This is a genomic window from Bradyrhizobium sp. 138 (assembly GCF_023074075.1).
Lineage (GTDB): Bacteria > Pseudomonadota > Alphaproteobacteria > Rhizobiales > Xanthobacteraceae > Bradyrhizobium.
Genome location: NZ_JADPKT010000095.1, coordinates 133,225 through 151,692, shown reverse-complemented (window position 1 = coordinate 151,692; position 18,468 = coordinate 133,225). Strand labels below are relative to the sequence as shown.

General features: G+C 65.9%; 22 protein-coding genes. 16 read left to right on the top strand and 6 right to left on the bottom strand.

What is annotated here, in order from left to right; genetic code table 11:
- Positions 1 to 73: 73 nt before the first annotated feature.
- Entirely contained in the window at positions 74 to 802 is a 729-nt protein-coding gene (gene phnF / locus IVA79_RS34870; RefSeq protein ID WP_247561676.1) for a phosphonate metabolism transcriptional regulator PhnF, read from the bottom strand.
- Positions 803 to 922: 120 nt separating this feature from the next.
- On the opposite strand from phnF, the gene phnG reads away from it, so the two are divergent.
- The 10 genes from phnG (at position 923) to IVA79_RS34820 (ending at position 8,612) form a co-directional block, all read left to right on the top strand.
- Entirely contained in the window at positions 923 to 1,387 is a 465-nt protein-coding gene (phnG, locus tag IVA79_RS34865) for a phosphonate C-P lyase system protein PhnG (RefSeq protein WP_247561675.1), read from the top strand.
- A 4-nt stretch (positions 1,388 to 1,391) separates the two neighbouring features.
- Positions 1,392 to 2,000: a phosphonate C-P lyase system protein PhnH gene (phnH, locus tag IVA79_RS34860; RefSeq protein WP_247561674.1), complete on the top strand. Its 609-nt coding sequence runs from the start codon at positions 1,392 to 1,394 to the stop codon at positions 1,998 to 2,000.
- Positions 2,001 to 2,004: 4 nt separating this feature from the next.
- Entirely contained in the window at positions 2,005 to 3,108 is a 1,104-nt protein-coding gene (locus IVA79_RS34855) for a carbon-phosphorus lyase complex subunit PhnI (protein WP_247561673.1), read from the top strand.
- On the top strand, positions 3,105 to 3,989 hold the full coding sequence (locus tag IVA79_RS34850; protein WP_247561672.1) for an alpha-D-ribose 1-methylphosphonate 5-phosphate C-P-lyase PhnJ: 885 nt from the start codon (positions 3,105 to 3,107) through the stop codon (positions 3,987 to 3,989). The genes IVA79_RS34855 and IVA79_RS34850 overlap by 4 nt, the downstream gene beginning before the upstream one ends.
- Positions 3,982 to 4,779 (top strand): phosphonate C-P lyase system protein PhnK, encoded by a 798-nt coding sequence (phnK, locus tag IVA79_RS34845; RefSeq protein WP_247561671.1) that lies wholly within the window; start codon positions 3,982 to 3,984, stop codon positions 4,777 to 4,779. The genes IVA79_RS34850 and phnK overlap by 8 nt, the downstream gene beginning before the upstream one ends.
- 22 nt (positions 4,780 to 4,801) lie before the next feature.
- Positions 4,802 to 5,500 carry a phosphonate C-P lyase system protein PhnL gene (gene phnL / locus IVA79_RS34840; RefSeq protein ID WP_247561670.1) on the top strand — a complete coding sequence of 233 codons (699 nt, stop codon included), beginning with the start codon at positions 4,802 to 4,804 and terminating at the stop codon, positions 5,498 to 5,500.
- Between the two features lie 11 nt (positions 5,501 to 5,511).
- Positions 5,512 to 6,666 (top strand): alpha-D-ribose 1-methylphosphonate 5-triphosphate diphosphatase, encoded by a 1,155-nt coding sequence (locus IVA79_RS34835; RefSeq protein ID WP_247561669.1) that lies wholly within the window; start codon positions 5,512 to 5,514, stop codon positions 6,664 to 6,666.
- Positions 6,663 to 7,259 (top strand): phosphonate metabolism protein/1,5-bisphosphokinase (PRPP-forming) PhnN, encoded by a 597-nt coding sequence (gene phnN, locus IVA79_RS34830; protein WP_247561668.1) that lies wholly within the window; start codon positions 6,663 to 6,665, stop codon positions 7,257 to 7,259. The genes IVA79_RS34835 and phnN overlap by 4 nt, the downstream gene beginning before the upstream one ends.
- A 22-nt stretch (positions 7,260 to 7,281) precedes the next feature.
- Entirely contained in the window at positions 7,282 to 7,893 is a 612-nt protein-coding gene (locus IVA79_RS34825) for a pyridoxamine 5'-phosphate oxidase family protein (protein ID WP_247561667.1), read from the top strand.
- Between the two features lie 515 nt (positions 7,894 to 8,408).
- Positions 8,409 to 8,612 carry a hypothetical protein gene (locus tag IVA79_RS34820; protein WP_247561666.1) on the top strand — a complete coding sequence of 68 codons (204 nt, stop codon included), beginning with the start codon at positions 8,409 to 8,411 and terminating at the stop codon, positions 8,610 to 8,612.
- On the opposite strand, the gene IVA79_RS34815 is transcribed toward IVA79_RS34820, so the two are convergent.
- The 4 genes from IVA79_RS34815 to IVA79_RS34800 form a co-directional block, all read right to left on the bottom strand.
- Positions 8,613 to 9,116: a DUF6496 domain-containing protein gene (locus IVA79_RS34815; RefSeq protein WP_247561665.1), complete on the bottom strand. Its 504-nt coding sequence runs from the start codon at positions 9,114 to 9,116 to the stop codon at positions 8,613 to 8,615.
- Positions 9,117 to 9,187: 71 nt separating this feature from the next.
- Positions 9,188 to 9,970, bottom strand: a complete 783-nt coding sequence (locus tag IVA79_RS34810) for an alpha/beta hydrolase (RefSeq protein ID WP_247561664.1) — start codon at positions 9,968 to 9,970, stop codon at positions 9,188 to 9,190.
- Positions 9,971 to 9,974: 4 nt separating this feature from the next.
- Positions 9,975 to 11,270 (bottom strand): O-acetylhomoserine aminocarboxypropyltransferase, encoded by a 1,296-nt coding sequence (locus IVA79_RS34805; RefSeq protein ID WP_247561663.1) that lies wholly within the window; start codon positions 11,268 to 11,270, stop codon positions 9,975 to 9,977.
- 212 nt (positions 11,271 to 11,482) lie between these two features.
- Entirely contained in the window at positions 11,483 to 12,274 is a 792-nt protein-coding gene (locus tag IVA79_RS34800; protein ID WP_247561662.1) for an IclR family transcriptional regulator, read from the bottom strand.
- 130 nt (positions 12,275 to 12,404) lie between these two features.
- Between IVA79_RS34800 and IVA79_RS34795 the strand changes: the two genes are divergently transcribed.
- The 6 genes from IVA79_RS34795 to IVA79_RS34770 are packed head-to-tail and all read left to right on the top strand — an operon-like array spanning position 12,405 to position 17,007.
- Entirely contained in the window at positions 12,405 to 13,370 is a 966-nt protein-coding gene (locus tag IVA79_RS34795; RefSeq protein ID WP_247561661.1) for a tripartite tricarboxylate transporter substrate binding protein, read from the top strand.
- A gap of 3 nt (positions 13,371 to 13,373) precedes the next feature.
- A complete protein-coding gene (locus IVA79_RS34790) occupies positions 13,374 to 13,991 on the top strand; it encodes a flavin reductase family protein (protein ID WP_247561660.1) in 618 nt (205 codons plus the stop codon).
- 41 nt (positions 13,992 to 14,032) lie between these two features.
- Positions 14,033 to 14,893: a fumarylacetoacetate hydrolase family protein gene (locus IVA79_RS34785; protein WP_247561659.1), complete on the top strand. Its 861-nt coding sequence runs from the start codon at positions 14,033 to 14,035 to the stop codon at positions 14,891 to 14,893.
- A 3-nt stretch (positions 14,894 to 14,896) separates the two neighbouring features.
- Positions 14,897 to 15,700, top strand: coding sequence for a 2-oxo-hept-4-ene-1,7-dioate hydratase (hpaH, locus tag IVA79_RS34780; RefSeq protein WP_247561658.1), 804 nt, complete (start codon positions 14,897 to 14,899; stop codon positions 15,698 to 15,700).
- A gap of 25 nt (positions 15,701 to 15,725) precedes the next feature.
- The gene (locus IVA79_RS34775) at positions 15,726 to 16,121 is read left to right on the top strand and encodes a RidA family protein (RefSeq protein WP_247561657.1); all 396 of its coding nucleotides are present in this window, start codon (positions 15,726 to 15,728) and stop codon (positions 16,119 to 16,121) included.
- A 10-nt stretch (positions 16,122 to 16,131) separates the two neighbouring features.
- The gene (locus tag IVA79_RS34770) at positions 16,132 to 17,007 is read left to right on the top strand and encodes an amidohydrolase family protein (RefSeq protein ID WP_247561656.1); all 876 of its coding nucleotides are present in this window, start codon (positions 16,132 to 16,134) and stop codon (positions 17,005 to 17,007) included.
- Positions 17,008 to 17,262: 255 nt separating this feature from the next.
- Here IVA79_RS34770 and IVA79_RS34765 read toward each other — a convergent pair whose 3' ends face one another.
- Complete coding sequence (locus IVA79_RS34765; protein ID WP_247561655.1) at positions 17,263 to 18,267, bottom strand: LLM class flavin-dependent oxidoreductase; 1,005 nt, start codon at positions 18,265 to 18,267, stop codon at positions 17,263 to 17,265.
- Positions 18,268 to 18,468 lie beyond the last annotated feature (201 nt).

Below are 18,468 nucleotides of genomic sequence, written 5' to 3'. Positions count from 1 at the left end.
AGATCGTGGGCACGGCGCAAGGGCGCCTTTGCCCACCCTACGAGTCATGCCTCGCGGAGAGAGGGGAAGGCCCCTACGACTCCACCAGAAACTCCACCCGCTCTGCCGCAAACCGCGAATGCTTGGTCATCAGCGGCTTGCCCTCGAGGTCGTGGTCGGTGGCGTCGACCACCAGGATCGGACGTCCTAGCGCGAGATCGAGCCGGACGGCGTCGGTTGCGTCGACGATGCCGGCGGTGATCCGGGTCGCGCCGCGGCGATAGTCGCGCACGCCATAATGTTCGAGCAACTTCGTCATCGAGCGCGTCGCGGCGAATACGGCGCCCGCGTCGGGAAACAGCACGGCCGACAGCCAACTCGTCGAGACGCAGATCGGCGTGCGGTCGGCGAGGCGAATGGCCTCGATCCGTACCAATGGCGCGCCGGTCTTCAGGCCGAGCTCCCGCGCGAGCTCGCGCGTCGCGACGTCATCGGTCGCCTCGATCAGGCGGCCATGCGGTTCGCGCCCCTCGGCGCCGACGATCTCGGAGAAGCGGGTGCGCGAGCGCAAGGGGTAGGCGAGCTTCTGCGCCTCGACATAGGTTCCGCTGCCGCGTTCGGCCCGCACCAGGCCGCGCTCTGCAAGCGCGGCCAGCGCGCGCCGCACGGTGTGGCGGTTGACGCGATAGGTTTCGGCGATCTCCATTTCGCCCGGCAATTTGTCGCCGGCCGCAAAGCGGCCGTCGGCGATGCCGCGCTCGATGCCGTCGGCGACGAGGCGCCACAGCGCAACGCCGGACGATGCAGTGTCTTGCATGCTCATATCGCCGGTCAGCCTAGCTCAGAAATCACGGCTTTGTCACGAAACAGACATGGCGCTCACTTATGAAGTTGTCTAGTATCATAGACAACTTAGAATCGGCAAGTTCGGCAGAAGAGTTCGGTGGACCAGGTGACGCAGCACAACGACCAGCAAGCCCAGCGCAAGGCCGCGATGGCCGTGCTGGCGCAGGCGGAGGCGGGCGAGATCGCCGCCCGCCTCCGCAACTTTGCTCTTCCGGACCATCAGGATCTGCGGACGCCGGAAAACGGCCTCGTCATGCTGCGCGGCCGGGCCGGCGGCGACGGCGCGCCCTTCAACCTCGGCGAAGCCACGGTGTCGCGCGCGGCGGTCCGGCTCGCGAGCGGCGAGGTCGGCTTCGGCTACACGCTCGGACGCGACGGTGAGAAGGCGCGGCTGATCGCGCTGTGCGACGCGCTGGTGCAGTCCCGTGATTTCGGCGGCGCGGTGGAGCGGGATGTAATCGCGCCGTTGCGCGAGCAGCTTATGACGAGGCGCACGCAGGCAGCGGCCGAGACCGCTGCGACGAAGGTTGATTTCTACACCATGGTGCGCGGTGAGGGGTGAGATCATGACCACGATTGCGGAACTGCCGCCGGGTTTCGCCGACAAGGTGCTGTCGGCGCAATCGACCTTTCGCTCGGTGATGGACGCGATGGCGCGGCCCGGCTCGGTCCAGCGCATCGTGCCGGGAGCGGGAACGCCCGATACGATGATGCGCGGCACCGCCGCGATCGCACTGACGCTGTTCGATCACGACACGCCGCTCTGGCTCGATTCGCGGATGGCGGAGAGCCCGGACCTGGTGAAATGGCTGAAATTCCACACCGGTGCGCCGGTGATGCAGGATTCCTCGATCGCGAGCTTCGCGCTGATCGGCGACGGTGCGGCGCTTCCGCCGCTCGAACGCTTCGCACTCGGCACCAGCGAATATCCGGACCGTTCGACCACGGTCATCCTGCAGGTCGAGAGCCTCGAAGCGGGCCGCCCCTTCGAGCTGCGCGGTCCCGGCATCGACGGCGCCACGACGCTCCAGGCGTCGATCAAGCCGTTCGATCTGTTCGAGCGCCTGCATCTCAACGAGGCGCTGTTTCCGCGCGGCATCGATGTGGTGCTGGTCGCCGATGACGCCGTGGTGGCGATACCCCGCACCACGCGCGTCGTGAGCAAGGGAAGCTGAAAGCATGTATGTCGCAGTCAAAGGCGGCGAACGCGCCATCGAGAACGCTCATCGCCTGCTGGCCCATAGGCGGCGCGGTGACCAAAGCGTTCCGGAGGTCACGCTCGATCAGATCTCCGAGCAGCTTGGCCTCGCCGTGGACCGCGTCATGAGCGAAGGCTCGCTCTACGATCGCGAACTCGCCTCGCTCGCGATCAAGCAGGCGCGCGGCGACCTGATCGAGGCGATCTTCCTGGTGCGCGCCTTCCGCGCCACCATGCCACGTTTCGGCGCAAGCGAGCCGGTCGACACTGGCGCGATGCGCGTGCAGCGGCGGGTGTCCTCGACCTTCAAGGACATTCCGGGCGGCCAGATCCTCGGCCCGACCTTCGACTATACCCATCGCCTGCTCGATCCCTCGCTCGCGAGAGGCTTCGTGCCGGAGGCGCCGGCCACGACCGAGGCGTCCACCGCGCTGACGCCGCGCGTGACCGACATTCTCGGCCGCGACGGGCTGATCGAATCCTCGCCGCAGGCCGAAGACGGCGCCGGCGTCGGCGATCTCACCCGCGAGCCGCTGAACTTTCCGGCCGACCGCGATCTGCGCCTGCAAAATCTCGCGCGCGGCGACGAAGGGTTTTTGCTGGCGATGGGCTATTCCACCCAGCGCGGCTATGGCCGCAACCATCCCTTTGCCGGCGAGATCCGCTTCGGCGAGGTCGAGGTGGAATTCGTCGCCGAAGACGCCGGCTTTGCCGTGCCGCTGGGCTCGATCGAACTGACCGAGTGCCAGATGGTCAACCAGTTCAAGGGCTCTGCGACCGAAGCGCCGTGCTTCACGCGCGGCTATGGCCTCGCCTTCGGTCAGAGCGAGCGCAAGACCATGTCGATGGCGCTGGTCGATCGCGCATTGCGCGCCCGTGAGCTCGGCGAGGAGGTGCGTGCACCCGCGCAGGACGAGGAGTTCGTGATGTCGCATTCGGACAACGTCCAGGCGACCGGCTTCGTCGAGCATCTGAAGCTGCCGCATTATGTCGACTTCCAGTCCGAGCTCGGCCTGCTGCGCAAGCTGCGCCAGGAGTTCGCGGATGCCCAAGCGCCCGATGCCATGAAGGAGGCCGCGGAATGAACGCGCCCGCCTACAACTTTGCTTACCTCGACGAGCAGACCAAGCGGATGATCCGCCGCGCCATCCTGAAGGCGATCGCGATCCCGGGCTATCAGGTGCCGTTTGCCAGCCGCGAAATGCCGATGCCCTATGGCTGGGGCACCGGTGGCGTGCAAGTCACCGCCGCGATCCTCGGTCCCACCGACGTGCTGAAGGTAATCGACCAGGGCTCCGACGACACCACCAACGCGATCTCGATCCGAAAATTCTTTGCCAAAACTGCGGGCGTCGCCACCACCACGGCGACTGACGATGCGACCGTGATCCAGACCCGTCACCGCATCCCGGAGACGGCGCTGAACGAGAGCCAGGTACTGGTCTATCAGGTGCCGATCCCGGAGCCGCTGCGTTTCCTAGAGCCACGCGAGACCGAGACGCGGCGCATGCACGCGCTTGCCGAATACGGCCTGATGCATGTGAAGCTCTATGAGGATATTGCCCGCTTCGGTCACATCGCCACCGCCTACGCCTATCCGGTGAAGGTGAACGCGCGCTACGTGATGGACCCATCGCCGACGCCGAAATTCGACAATCCCAAGATGGACAATTGCCCGGCGCCGCAATTGTTCGGTGCCGGCCGCGAGAAGCGCATCTACGCGATCCCGCCCTATACGAAAGTGGTGTCGCTCGATTTCGAGGATCACCCGTTCGAGCCCTATCGCTTCAACGCGCCCTGCGCGCTGTGCGGCGCGGAAGATTCCTATCTCGACGAGATCGTCACCGACGACAAGGGCAGCCGCATGTTCGTCTGCTCGGACACCGATTACTGCGAGGGCCGCCAGGCCGCCGGCCATCACGGCAGCCTCAGTGCCGCGCCGTATAAGGAGAAAGCGCATGGTTGATCAAGCCGCGCTTGAGAACGACCAGCCGCTGCTGGTCGCGACATCTCTGAGCAAATCCTTCGGCCGCATCGCCGCGTGCCGAGACGTGTCGTTCTCGCTCTATCCCGGCGAGGTGCTGGCGATCGTCGGCGAATCAGGTTCGGGCAAGTCGACGCTGCTGCAGCTCCTGTCGGGCCAGCTGGCGGCCAGCGGTGGTCATGTGTCCTATCGGATGCGCGACGGTGTCGCTCGCGATCTCGCCACGCTCGGCGAAGCCGAGCGGCGCTTCCTGTTCCGCACCGATTGGGGTTTCGTGCACCAGGATCCCGCGCAAGGGCTGCGCATGGCGGTCTCGGCCGGCGCCAATGTCGGCGAGCGGCTGATGGCGGTGGGGTGGAATCACTACGGCCGCATCCGCGACACTGCGTCAGACTGGCTCACGCGCGTCGAGATCGACGTCGCCCGCATCGACGATGCGCCGCGCACCTATTCCGGCGGCATGCGTCAGCGGCTGCAGATCGCCCGCAACCTCGTCACCGAGCCGCGGCTGGTGTTCATGGACGAGCCGACCGGCGGCCTCGACGTCTCGGTGCAGGCCCGCCTGCTCGACCTCCTGCGCAGCCTCGTCGCCGAGCTGCATCTCGCCGTCATCATCGTCACCCACGATCTCGCGGTGGCGCGGCTGTTGTCACACCGCGTGATGGTGATGAAGGGCGGCCGCGTCATCGAGACCGGTCTCACCGATCAGGTGCTCGACGATCCCCGCGAGCCCTATACGCAACTCCTCGTCTCCTCGATTCTGCCGCCATGAACTTTACACCATGAGCATTGCAATGACCGCCATGATCGATATCGCCGACGCCAGGAAGACTTTTACGATGCACCTGCAGGGCGGCATCGAATTGCCCGTCGTCAGCGGCGTGACCTTCCAGGTCAATCCCGGCGAATGCGTCGTGCTGTCGGGGCCATCGGGCGCCGGAAAATCGTCGATCCTGAAAATGATCTTCGGCAATTACCGCTGCGACTCCGGCCGCATCGGCATTCGCCATCGCGGCGCGCTGATCGATCTCGCCAGCGCCGAGCCGCGCCAGGTGCTCAACGTCCGCCGTTCCACCATCGGCTATGTCAGCCAGTTCCTGCGGGCGGTGCCGCGGGTTGCCACCATCGACGTCGTCGCCGAACCGCTGATCGCGAACGGCATGGCCCGCGCTGACGCGCAGGCCCGCGCCGGCGAGTTGCTGCACCGCCTCAACATCCCCGAGCGGCTCTGGCGGCTTCCGCCCGCGACCTTCTCCGGCGGCGAGCAGCAGCGCGTCAACATCGCGCGCGGTTTCATCTCGGATCTGCCGATCCTGCTGCTGGACGAGCCGACCGCCTCGCTCGATGCCGCCAACCGCGCTGTGGTGGTCGAGCTGGTCGCTGAAAAGAAGCGCCAGGGCGTCGCCATGGTCGCCATTGTCCATGACGACGAAATCCGTCATCTGATTGCCGACCGTATCGTCGACGTCACCAGCTTTGCCGCCGCCGCCTGAAGGACATGGACATGAACGCCCCGAAAGACATCGTGATCGCCAATGCCAGGATCGTGCTGGCCGACCGGGTGATCGAGCAGGGCTGGCTGGCTCTTAGCAACGGACGCATCGCCGAGATCGGCGACGGCCGGGCGCCTGCGGGCGCGGAGAATGCCGGCGGCGACCTGATCATGCCGGGCCTGATCGAGCTCCACACCGACCATCTCGAAGCCCATTACGTGCCGCGGCCAAAAGTGTTCTGGAATCCGGTCGCCGCCGTCGTCTCCTATGACGGTCAGCTCGCCACCTCGGGCATCACCACCGTGTTCGATTCGCTCCGGGTCTGGCGCGAGGACGGCGCCGAGGAAGTCGATGGCCGTGCCGGCACGCTCGCCGCCGCGATCACGACCGCGCGCGAGGCCAGCCTGCTGCGTGCCGACCACTTCCTGCACCTGCGCTGCGAGATCCCGATGCCGAGCGTGGTCGAGGAAGCCAAGGAGCTGATCGACCGTCCCGACGTCAAGCTGATGTCGCTGATGGATCACACGCCCGGCCAGCGCCAGTTCCGCGACGAGGTCAAGCTGCGCGATTATTACCGCGGCAAGGGCGGCGGCAAGACCGATGCCGAGCTCGACGAGCTGTTCGCCAAGCGTTTTGAGTACCAGAGGCTCTATGCCGCGACCAACATGCGCGAGATCGTGACGCTGGCGCAGCAGTACAAGATCCCGCTCGCCAGCCATGACGATACCACCGAGGAGAACGTCGCGGACGCCGTGCGCGACGGCGTCGCCGTGGCGGAATTCCCGACCACGCTGGAAGCCGCGCGCGGCTTGCATGGGGCCGGCATCGACATCCTGATGGGTGCGCCCAATGTCGTGCGCGGCGGCTCGCATTCCGGCAACATCGCCGCGGTCGATCTCGCGCGCGAAGGCCTGCTCGACATCCTGTCGTCGGATTACATCCCGTCGAGCCTCTTGATGGGCGCGCTGCAGCTGCCTGAGCACGTGCCGGCCATCAGCCTTCCCGCCGCGATCCGCACGGTGACGAAGGCGCCAGCCGAGGCGGTTGGCCTCACCGACCGCGGCGAGGTCGCGATCGGCAAGCGCGCCGACCTCATTCGCGTGCATGTCGCAGGCCACGTTCCCGTCGTCCGCAGCGTCTGGCGCGAAGGAAGCCGCGTCGCATGAGTGAGACCGTGACCACGGCACAGAGCAACGCAGGCGGGATCGGTCCCGGGCGGCTCGTGCTCGTGGTCGGTCCCAGCGGCGCCGGCAAGGACACGCTGCTGCGACTGGCGCGGGCGGCGTGCGTCGATGACCCCAGCGTTGTCTTTCCGCGCCGTGTCGTGACGCGCGAATCCTCCGCCGATGAGGACAACATCGCGGTGACGCCAGACGAATTCCGCAATGCGCGCGAGCACGGCGACTTCGCCGTGCATTGGGAGGCGCATGGGCACTCCTACGCCTTGCCGGCCGGCATCAACGACGATATTCGCGCCGGGCGTACGGTCGTCGCCAACGTCTCGCGCACGGTGATCGGCGCGCTGCGCCTGGCCTATGCCAATGTCGTGGTGGTCGCGGTCACGGCGCCGCCGGAGGTATTGGCCGTGCGGCTTGCCGCGCGCGCGCGGCACAGCGACGGCAACATCGCCGAACGCCTGACCCGCAGCGTCGACGACGCCTCGGCGCATGCCGATGTCACCATCCTCAATGCCGGCAGCGCGGAGGATCATGGCCGCCAGCTCCTGCGTGTGATCCGGAACCAGGGCTGGCAGGAATAGCCGGTACAGCAAGGAGAACGGAATGTCGGTGATCGAAACGGTCGAACAGCTGGAGGCCATCTATGGCGTCACCAATGACGCCTCGACCGTGAAAGTCGCCGACCATGTCACGCCGCTCTACCGCATCTATATCGAGAAAGCGCCGTTCGCGGCGCTCGCCACCATCGGGCCGGAGGGGATCGATTGCTCGCCGCGCGGCGATCTGCCCGGCTTCGTCCGCATCCATGATCCCAAGACGCTGATGCTGCCGGACCGCCGCGGCAACAACCGTGTCGATTCCTTGCGCAACATCGTGCGCGATCCCAGGGTGTCGCTGATGTTCCTGATCCCCGGCTCCGGCAACGCGGTCCGCGCCAACGGCCGCGCCCATCTCTCGGTCGATCCGGATCTGCTGGCCTCGTTCAAGGTCGATGGCAAGGCACCGCGCAGCGTCATGGTGATGAAGGTCGACGAGATCTACTTCCAGTGCGCCCGCGCCATCGTGCGCTCCGATCTCTGGAATCCCGACAAGCGCGTCGACCCGAAGACCCTGCCGACGCCCGGCCAGATCCTCGCCGAGATGAGCGAGAATAAAGTCGGCGGCGCGGAGTATGACCGCGCGTGGCCGGAGCGCGCTGCTGCGACGATGTGGTGATCGAACGTTCTTCCCTTGCCCGATGGCGGTGAGACGGGTGAGCGACTCTCTTTCCGCGCGTTCAAAAGCGTAGGGTGGGCAAAGGCGCGCTTTGCGCCGTGCCCACCACCTGCCCAACATCGCGAAAGATCGTGGGCACGCTTCGCTTTGCCCACTCTACAAGAGCCCGGCATATCGTTGCAGCCGATGAACCGTGGCCGCGCGAGATGAAACCGTCTGCCGGTGCTTGCCGCGAGAGAAGAGCGCCAGCGCGCTCACGTCAAATATGGATGGCCATTTCATTGACCGAACGCGCTAATCGCTCGATATTCGGAGCGTTGAGACTGCTCCTCGAGCTCAAGCCGCGATATGAGAACCGATCACCAGCGCAATCAGAACGACATGCATGTGTGCATGATGCGGCGCTGTGTCTCGGCGGCCACGGGCGCCTGTTGTTGTTGCTGACCGCCTCCTAGCAACTCCCAGCACCAGGAATCCCCGAACAGGAACGCCGAGCCATCGGCGAACGAGCAGCCATGTCCCAGACCCGGTCGAACGCCTACATCATCGAGATCCACGATCGCGCCGCCGGCATCGTCACGAAAGATGCGCGCGGTTTCCGCTTTTTCTCCTCCGAGCGGCTGTTCGACCGTCTCGAAGGCCGCCAGTTTCGCTCGGCGCGCGAAGCCGAGCGTGCGGCCCGCGCGGTGTTCGCCGAGCGGGGCCGTCGTTTGAGCTGATCAGCTTCGGCGCCGCGCCCTGGTGCGCGCTGCCTTCTTTGCCGCAGTGGAGCGGACCTTGGCACCCTTGGTGTGGCTCGCCTTTCGCGCGGCGGCCGAGCGCGACGCGGCGCTTCGCTGGCTCGCAGCACGCTTGCCCTGCTTCGACAGCGCGCTGCGCGATGCGGTCGAGCGCGGCTCCTTCTTCAACACGCCTTCGACGGCGCGCGACACCTTCGGGCGGCGCTTCGCGGTGCGCTTGCCCTGGCCGACCTCATAGGCATATTTGGCGCTTCGGCGCGTCGCTTTCTTGGTGCGTCCCTTGCGCGGTGGCGGCAGGTCGACGCCGGCGCGGCGCGCTTCGGACAGGCCGATGGCGATGGCCTGCTTCGTCGAGCGTGCGCCGTGCTTGCCTTTGCGGATCCTGTCGATCTCGTCCTTGACGAATTCGCCGGCCTGCGTGCTTGCCGATTTGCCGGCGCGCTTGTCCTGCTTCGCTTTGCGAATGATCTCTTGTCTTGGCATGGGTCGAGTTCCCTTTTGGAATCACAGGGATATCTGACCGCAACGCATGACGCGGACGATTGATCCTTTTTTCAGTTCCGCAAGGCCGCCAGCAGTTCGTCGGGCCGCTCGGCCATGACCATGTGACCGGCGCCGGGCACCACGACGGTCTTTGCATGCGGGATTGCCGCCGCCAGTGCTTTGCCGGCTTTCGCCGGCGTCATCATGTCCCGCTCGCCGAGGATCAGCGTTGTCGGCACCTTGACGCTCGCGGCGGCGGCAAGTGCATTTGCATAGGCATTGCAGGCGGACAGATCCCTGAACAGCACGCCGGGTTCGCAGGCCCTGAGCACCGCCTGCGCGCCGCCATGCATCCACAAGCCCGGCGCGAGGCTGCCGCCGAGCTCGGCGTTGAAGCCGAGGCCCCAGATCGACACCATGTCGTTGGCGTCCTGCGAATTGGCCTCGGCGGCCTTCAGCAAATCCGGGCCGACCGTCATGGTCGCGGCGGTGCCGATCAGGCTCAGGGCGGAGACCTTGTCGGGATGACGTGCCGCCGTCTCCAGCGAGATCAGCGATCCCATGGAATGGCCGATCAGATGCGCCTTCGCAGCTCCCGCCGCATCGAGCAGCGCCGCGGTCCAGTCGGCCATCTCGGCAATGCTGCCGAGCGAAGGCCCGCCCGAGCGGCCGTGACCGGGCAGATCAGGCGCCAGCACGGCAAAGCCGTGATGAGCGAACCAGCGCGTATGCAGCGCCCAGGTCGAATGGTCGAATCCGGCGCCATGGATGAAGGCGACTGCGGGCAGGGATTTGTCGAAATCGCGGCCGCCGGTTGCGACAAATACGTCAGCGCCGTTGACGGAGAGCTTCATGGTGTCACACCTTTTGCGAGATGCGCAGCGCTTGGGCGAGATCGTCGATGATGTCGCTTGCGGTCTCGATGCCGACCGACAGCCGCACCAGTTCCTCGCCGATCCCGGCGGCCTTGAGCTGCTCGGCGTCCATCTGCTGATGCGTGGTCGAGGCCGGGTGGATCACCAGCGTCTTGGCGTCGCCGACATTGGCGAGATGGCTGATCATGCGCAGGGATTCGATGAACTTGCGGCCCGCGGGCCGCCCGCCCTTGATGCCGAAGGAGATGATCGAGCCGGCGCCACGCGGCAGGAGCTGCTTGGCGAGCTGATAATCCGTGTGCGTCTCCAGCGAGGGATGCAGCACCCAGTCGACGGCCTTGTTGGACTTCAGTGCTTCCAGCACGAGGTGCGTGTTTTGCATATGCCGGTCCATGCGCACGCCCAGCGTCTCGACGCCCTGCAGCAGCTGGAACGCGTTGGTCGGCGACAGGCAGGCACCGAAATCGCGCAGGCCTTCGGTGCGCGCGCGCATGATGAAGGCGGCCGTGCCGAACTGCTCGTCGAAGACGATGCCGTGATAGCCGCCATAGGGCTCGGTCAGTACGGCGAACTTGCCAGACGCGCGCCAGTCGAAGCGGCCGCCATCGACGATGGCGCCACCGATCGCGATGCCGTGGCCGCCGATCCATTTGGTCGCCGAATGCATGACGATGTCGGCGCCAAGCTCGATGGGACGGCTGAGATAGGGCGTGGCAAAGGTGTTGTCGATCAGCAGCGGAATCTTTGCGTCATGCGCGATCTGCGCGACTTTCGGGATGTCGAGCACCTCCAGCCCGGGATTGCCGATGGTCTCGCCGATCACGAGTTTTGTGTTCGGCTTGATGGCGCTGCGGAACGCGTCGAGATCGCGCGGTTTCACAAACGTGGTGGTGATGCCGAAGCGTGGCAGCGTGTGTGCCAGCAGATTGATGGTGCCGCCATAGAGCGAGCTCGACGCCACGATGTGGTCGCCGGCGCTCAGCAGCGTTGCGATGGCCAGATGCAGCGCGGCCATGCCGCTGGCGGTGCAGATCGCGCCGACGCCGCCCTCCAGTGCCGCGAGCCGCTCCTCCAGCACGCCCGTGGTCGGATTGGAGATGCGCGTATAGATGTGGCCGGCGCGCTCCAGGTTGAACAGCGCAGCGGCGTGATCGGAATCCTGGAACACATAGGACGTGGTCTGGTAGATCGGCACCGCCCGGGCCCCGGTCACGGGATCCGGATGCTGGCCCGCATGCAGGCTCAGGGTCTCGAAGGCAGGCGGTTTCGGCGCGGGCATGCGTGGCCTCGTTGGGTCGGTCGGTGGATGGGGCGTTGTGCCATAAAATGGCGCGCGAAGTCAGCCCATTGACTCCCCGCAAGAGGTCGTCATGCCCGGGCTTGTCCCGGCATCCACGTTCTTTGTGCCGCGGAGGAAGACGTGGATGGCCGGGACAAGCCCGGCCATGACGCCGTGGTAGCATGAGTGCACCCAACATCTACCCGCACCACCTAACCCCCAATCGCCTGCTCGATGATCCCCGCCTCCCGCAGCAAAATCTCCGCAACCTCCTGCTCGCGCCTTGGCCCGAGCCTCGTTCGCATCGCGGAGACGGTGATCGCCGCAGCCGGCTGTCCATCCGGGGTCTTGATCCAGGTCGAGATCGATTTCGTGCCCTGCACGAGGCCGATCTCTCTCATGTTGTAGCCGCGCCGCCGCGCCGCGGTGACCTGGCTCATCACCGCGGCAACGTCGGTCCGGTAGGCCTCGAACCTTTTCTCGTTCGCCGCGACGATCTTTCGCGCCTCCTGCGCCGGCATCGCGGCGAGGATCGCGACGCCCGCGCTGGAGACGCCGAGCGGCCGGCGCGCCCCGATCTCGATCGACAGCACCTGGATCGGATAGACGCCGATCCTGCGATCGACGCACAGCGTGTCGTTGCCGGTCCGCACCGTCAGGAACAATGTGTCGCCGATCTCGGTGGAGGCACGTTGCAGCGACGGGTTGGCGGCAATCAGCAGCCGCGACGGCCGCGGCCGCGCCAGCGCCAGCTCGGGCACCTGGTTGCCGATCGCGTAGCGGCCGCTCCGCTCGTTCCGCTCGACAATGCCTTCCTCGATCAGGACGTGCACGATGCGATGCACGGTCGGACGGGTGAGGCCGGTCGCGCGCACGACCTCGGTCAATGGCACACCGGCCTCGCGGCCTGCGGCGAGAATGCGCAGCACCGCGAGCGCGCGCCGGATCGCCTGCGCGCCCTGCCGCGGTGTCATCGCGTTGCGGGCGAATTTGGTTCTGTCCATAATATGGACAAGAACGCCACAATTCACTCGACAGGACAAGCGCGCATCTGGAGATTGCGGCCCGATCGAGCTGCCCTGCACGATGCCGAGGCATTCGACATGGAATTGGAAGCGCCGCCGGGAGGTTAACATGAGATTAATCTGGATTGCCATAGCTGCCGCCACTGCGATGCTGGCGGGGCCAGCATCCAGCCAGCAATGGCCGGCACGCAACGTCAAGCTGATCGTGCCCTATCCCGCCGGCGGCAATGTCGACAGCGCCGCGCGCATCGTCGCCGACAAGCTGCAGGAAAAGCTCGGCCAGCCCTTCGTCATCGAGAACAAGGCCGGCGCCGGCGGCATGATCGCGGGCGAGGCCTTCGCGAAATCGGCGCCCGATGGCTACACGCTGTTCGTCGGCGCCAACGGCCCGGTGCTGTTCGCGACCGAGATCAACAAGCGCGAGGCCTATAATTGGAAGAAGGATTTCCTGCCGATCTCGACGATCTCGATGACGCCGCTGGTGCTCGAGGTGCATCCGTCGGTGCAGGCGATCACCGTCAAGGAGTTCATCGACCTCGCCAAGCGCGAGCCCGGCAAGCTGACCATGGCCTCGCCGGGCCCTGGTACCACCAACCATTTGCTCAGCGAGTTGATGCAATCCAGCCTCGAGGTGCAATGGGTCACCGCGCATTACCGTGGCAACGCGCCGGCGATCAACGATCTGCTCGGCGGCCAGGTGCAGTTCGCGTTCGACCAGCTCACGGTCAGCCTGCAGCACATCAAGGCCGGCCTGTTCCGCGCGCTGGCCGTCACCAGCCCGCATCGCCTGAAGTCGCTGCCCGACGTGCCGACCTTTGCCGAGCTCGGCTACAAGGATTTCGACGGCCAGACTTTTACCGGCCTGTTCGCGCCCGCAGGCACGCCGGCGCCGATCGTGGAGAAGCTGCACGAGACGCTGGTCGCGATCCTGAAGGATCCTGGCGTGGTCGACAAATTCGAAAAACTCGGCGGCGAAGCCACGCCGATGACGCCGGACGAATTCAGGGCCTATCTCGAGCGCGAGGACGCCAAGTGGATTCCGGTGGTGCGCAAGGCCAACATCACGGCGAACTGAGCCATGCGGATCGATCCCACCGAGCTCGGCGCCGAGCGCATCTACCGCCTGATGACCGGCATCGTGGTGCCGCGTCCGATCGCCTGGGTCACCAGCCTGTCGCGCAGCGGCGTGCTCAACCTCGCCCCGTTCAGCGCCTTCACCTTCGTCTCGCAGAAGCCGCCGATGCTCGCCATCAGCGTCGGCCGCAAGGGCGCCGACTACAAGGACACCGCGCACAACATCCTTGATACCGAGGAATATGTCATCCACATCGCCGACACCCCGCTGATGCAGGCCTTGCACGATTCGTCGGTCGAGCATCCGCCTGAGATCAGCGAGGTCGAACATCTCGGGCTCGAGACGCTGCCCTGCGAGGTGATCAAGGTGCGCCGGCTGGCGGCAGCGCCGGTCGCGATGGAATGCCGCTTCCGCCAATGCCTCGAATTCGGCGATGCGAAGAGCCGGCTCATTGTCGGCGAGGTCGTGATGTTCCACATCCGCGACGGCCTCTTGAATGACGGCAAGGTCGAGACCTCAGCGCTCGACCCGATCGCCCGCATCGGCGGTCCCCGTTACGCCCGGCTCGGCGAGATCGTGACGCTGAACACCGTGTTCCAGACCCCGAAATCTAAAGACTGAGCGCCGCCGCCGCGCTGCCCGAACACCATTGGAGAACGACCATGCGCCTCGTAAGCTATCTCGTGGATGGAGAGCCGCGTTACGGCGCGGCCGTCGAAGGTGGTGTGATCGATCTGAGCAGGCGGATCGGCCGCGACTTCTCCGATCTGCGCGCGCTGATCGCCGCCAACGCGCTCACCGACGCGCAGGAAGCGGCGGCCGGCGCCAAGCCCGACTATGCGCTGGACAACCTCGTCCTGCTGCCGCCGGTGCTGGCGCCGGAGAAGCTCTGGTGCATCGGCGTCAACTACGCCGAACGCAACGCCGAATATAAAGACAATTCCGACCTGCCCAAATATCCCAGCCTGTTCGTGCGCAGCATGTCGTCGATGACGGGCTCCGGCCAGCCGCTGGAGAAGCCGAAGGTTTCGGACCAGCTCGACTACGAGGGCGAGCTCGTCATCGTGATCGGGCAGGGCGGCCGTCACATCCCGCGCGAGCAGGCGTGGTCGCATATCTTCGGCATGACGCTGTGCAACGAGGGCACGATCCGCGACTGGCTGCGCCACGGCAAGTTCAACGTCACCCAAGGCAAGAACTTCGATCGCTCCGGCAGCATCGGCCCGTGGATCGTCACGTCGGACGAGCTCGACCCGCGCGGGCCGCATGACATCGTCACGCGCGTCAATGGCGAGGTGCGGCAGCAGGACACGACCGAGCGGCTGATGTTCCCGTTCGATTTCCTGATCTCCTATCTCTCCACCTTCGCAACGCTGAAGCCCGGCGACATGATCGTGACGGGCACGCCGACCGGTGCGGGCGCCCGCTTCGATCCGCCGCGCTGGCTGAAAGTCGGCGATGTCGTCGAGGTCGAGTCGAGCCGCATCGGCGTGCTGCGCAACACCGTGGCCGCGGAGAGCTAGATCATGCTGGACGCCGTCACGATCGAACGCCTTGCCGCGCGTCTCGATGAGGCCGAGCGCACCAAATCGCTGATCCCGATGTTCACGAAGGAATATCCGGATTTCAGCATCGAGGACGCCTACGCCGTCCAGCGCGCCTGGACCAAACTCCAGCTCGGCCGCGGCCGAATCATTAGGGGTCACAAGATCGGCCTGACCTCGAAGGCGATGCAGAATGCGGTCGGCATCTCCGAGCCGGATTACGGCGTGCTGTTCGCCGACATGTTCTATGCCGACGCGACGCCTGTTCCGTTCGACCGCTTCCACGCGCCGCGTATCGAGGTCGAGCTCGCCTTCGTGCTGAAGGCGCCGCTGCGTGGTCCCGATTGCACCATCTTCGACGTGCTCAACGCCACCGACTACGTGACGCCGGCGCTGGAGATTCTGGAGACGCGCATGCATCGCGTCGATCCTGAGACTGGCAAGACGCGAAAGGTCATGGACACGATCTCGGATAACGCGGCGAATGCCGCGCTGGTGCTCGGCGGCCGGCCGTTCCGCCCCCTGGACGCCGATCTGCGCTGGATCGGCGCGCTTTTGTTCCGCAACGGCGAGGTCGAGGAGACCGGCCTTGCCGCCGGCGTGCTCAATCACCCCGCCAACGGCATTGCCTGGCTCGCCAACCGCCTTGCGCCGCATGACGAGCATCTTAGGGCCGGTGAAGTGGTGCTGGCGGGATCGTTCACGCGTCCGGTCGACATCCGCCGCGGCGACACCTTCCATGCCGACTATGGCGCGTTCGGCTCGGTGTCGTGCCAGTTCGTCTGAAGCAACAACAAACAGGGAGCGCATCATGAGTGGTCACACGCGGCGCAGGAGCATCCACATCGGCGGCTTCAAGCACGTCAATCCGATTCCGAACGCCTGCCGCATCGGCAATCTCGTGATGTCGGGCGTCATCCTCGGCCGCGATCCCGCGACCAATACGATGCCCGAAAGCCTCGACGCGCAATGCGCCAACATGTTCGCGCATATGAAGGCGACGGTGGAGGCCGCCGGCGGCTCGACCTCCGACATCATCAAGATGACGGTGTGGCTGAAGGACCGCGGCAACCGCGGGCCGGTCAATGTCGAGTGGCTAAAAATGTTTCCGGACGAGCATTCGCGCCCGGCGCGCCACGCGCTGCCGATGGACAACATGGACGGCGGCGCGCTGGTGCAGTGCGACTTCACCGCCGTGATCGACTGAAGGAGCATCCATGCCGACCTATCTGCCGTTCGATCCCAATCCGCGCCGTCCGATCAAGGCACCGCCGCCGAAGACCGTGGACAGCCAGTTTCACGTGCTGGGTCCGATCGACAAATATCCGGAGCGCCCCGGCGCGGCCTATCGCATGCCGAGTGCGACCTGGGAAGCGGCGCTGCGCATGCACAAGGCGCTCGGCATCGAGCGCGGCATCATCGTGCAGACCACCACCTATGGCGCCGACCATGCCGTCGTGCTCGACGGCTTGGCTGCCATGGGCCCGAACTATCGCGGCTGCGCCAACGCGCTGGTGTTCGCGGAAGCGAGCGATTCGTATCTCTCCAAGCTGCATGAGGCCGGCGTGCGCGGTGCCCGCTTCAGCTTCCGCCAGGAGCTCGGCGCCGTGCTGTCGGACGCCGATTTCGCCCGCGCCATCGCGCGCATTCGCGAGCTCGGTTGGTACGTCAAGATCCAGCCCGAGAAGGACGGCATCATGTCGAGCGTCGCCAAGTACGAAAATCTCGACGTGCCTGTGCTGATCGACCACATGGCGCGTCCCGACCCGGAAGCCGGCAAGGCCGATCCGAATCTGCGCAAGATGCTCGAGCTGCTCGCCAAGGGCAATTTCTGGGTGATGCTGTCGCTCGGCGAGAAGACCTCGAAGCTCGGCGCGCCCTACGACGATGTCATCCCGATTGCGCGCGCCTATATCGAAGCCGCTCCTGATCGCTGCGTCTGGGCCAGCGACTGGCCGCATCCGGTCTCGGTGAAGCAGCCGCCGAACGATGCCGATCTGCTGGAGCTGATGTACCGGTATGTCGCGGACCAGACGGAGCTGGAGAAGATTTTGGTGCACAATCCGGCCAAGCTGTTCGGGTTCGCGGATTAGCGCGCGAGAGGCTGACCACGAACGCGCAGCGCTCCCTCTCCCGCCTGCGGGAGAGGGTCGGGGTGAGGGCTCTCTCCTCTTTGGGCCTGGCCCGCGGAGCGCCCGCCTTGTCCTTCGAGACGACCGCTTCGCGGTCTCCTCCGGATGAGGCTACTCGGCATCGGTGCCCATCGAATTGCTGCCGCAAACTCCGCCCTCATCCTGAGAGCCCGCCTAAAGCGGGCGTCTCGAGGAGGGCCGCAGGAGAAATGCTTCTCACACCGCCTGCCTCGCCAACCTCTCCCGCACCTCCGCCGCGATCTCGAACGAGCGCAGCCGCGCTGCGTGGTCGTAGATCTGCCCCGTGATGATCAGCTCGTCCGCGCCGGTCTCGGCGATCAGCGCCTTCAGCTTCGCTTCGACCACATCAGGCGATCCGACCGCGGAGCAGGACAGCGACTGTCCGACCATGGCCTTCTCGGCCGGCGACCACAGCGCGTCCATGTCGTCCACCGGCGGCGGCAGCGGGCCCGGCGTGCCGCGGCGTAAGTTGATGAACTGCTGCTGCAGCGATGAGAACATCCGCTGCGCCTCCGCGTCGGTGTCCGCCGCGAACACATTGACGCCGATCATCGCATAGGGCTTGGCAAGCTGTGCCGACGGCTCGAAGCGCGCGCGATATTCGCGCAGCGCCGGCATCATCATCTGCGGTGCGAAATGCGAGGCGAACGCGAACGGCAGCCCGAGCATCGCGGCCAGCTGCGCGCCAAACGTGCTGGAGCCCAGGATCCAGAGCGGCACCTTGGTCCCCATGCCCGGTACGGCGCGGATCGCCTGGTTCGGCTTGATATCGCCGAGCAGCGCCTGCAGCTCCAGCACGTCATGCGGAAAATTCTCGGCAGCTGTGGCGAGGTCGCGCCGCAGCGCTCGCGCCGTGAACTGATCGGTGCCCGGCGCCCGCCCGAGCCCGAGATCGATCCGCCCGGGATAGAGCGATTCCAGCGTGCCGAACTGTTCGGCGATGACCAGCGGCGAATGGTTCGGCAGCATGATCCCGCCCGAGCCGACGCGGATCGTCGTGGTGCCGCCCGCGATGTGCCCGATCACCACCGACGTCGCCGCGCTCGCGATCCCCGTCATGTTGTGATGCTCGGCCAGCCAGAACCGCTTGTAGCCCCAGGCCTCCGCGTGCTGCGCCAGATCGAGCGAGTTGCGAAACGCCTGCGCCGCATCGCCGCCTTGGCGGATCGGCGCGAGGTCAAGCACGGAGAAGGGGATCATGCGAGGATACCTGAAAGGGAAGGATGTGCCACGATGCGCGTCTGTAGCATCACATGTAGTGTCGCGACGATGCCGTTGCCCCACGGTTTGACCAGCGATGCCATCGTTCACAACACTGTTATTGCGACCTATGGCGCCCTTCATCGCAACTGGGCGTTTTGCGCCTGTTGTTGTAGCCTTGCGGAAGCAACCGCGCCACGC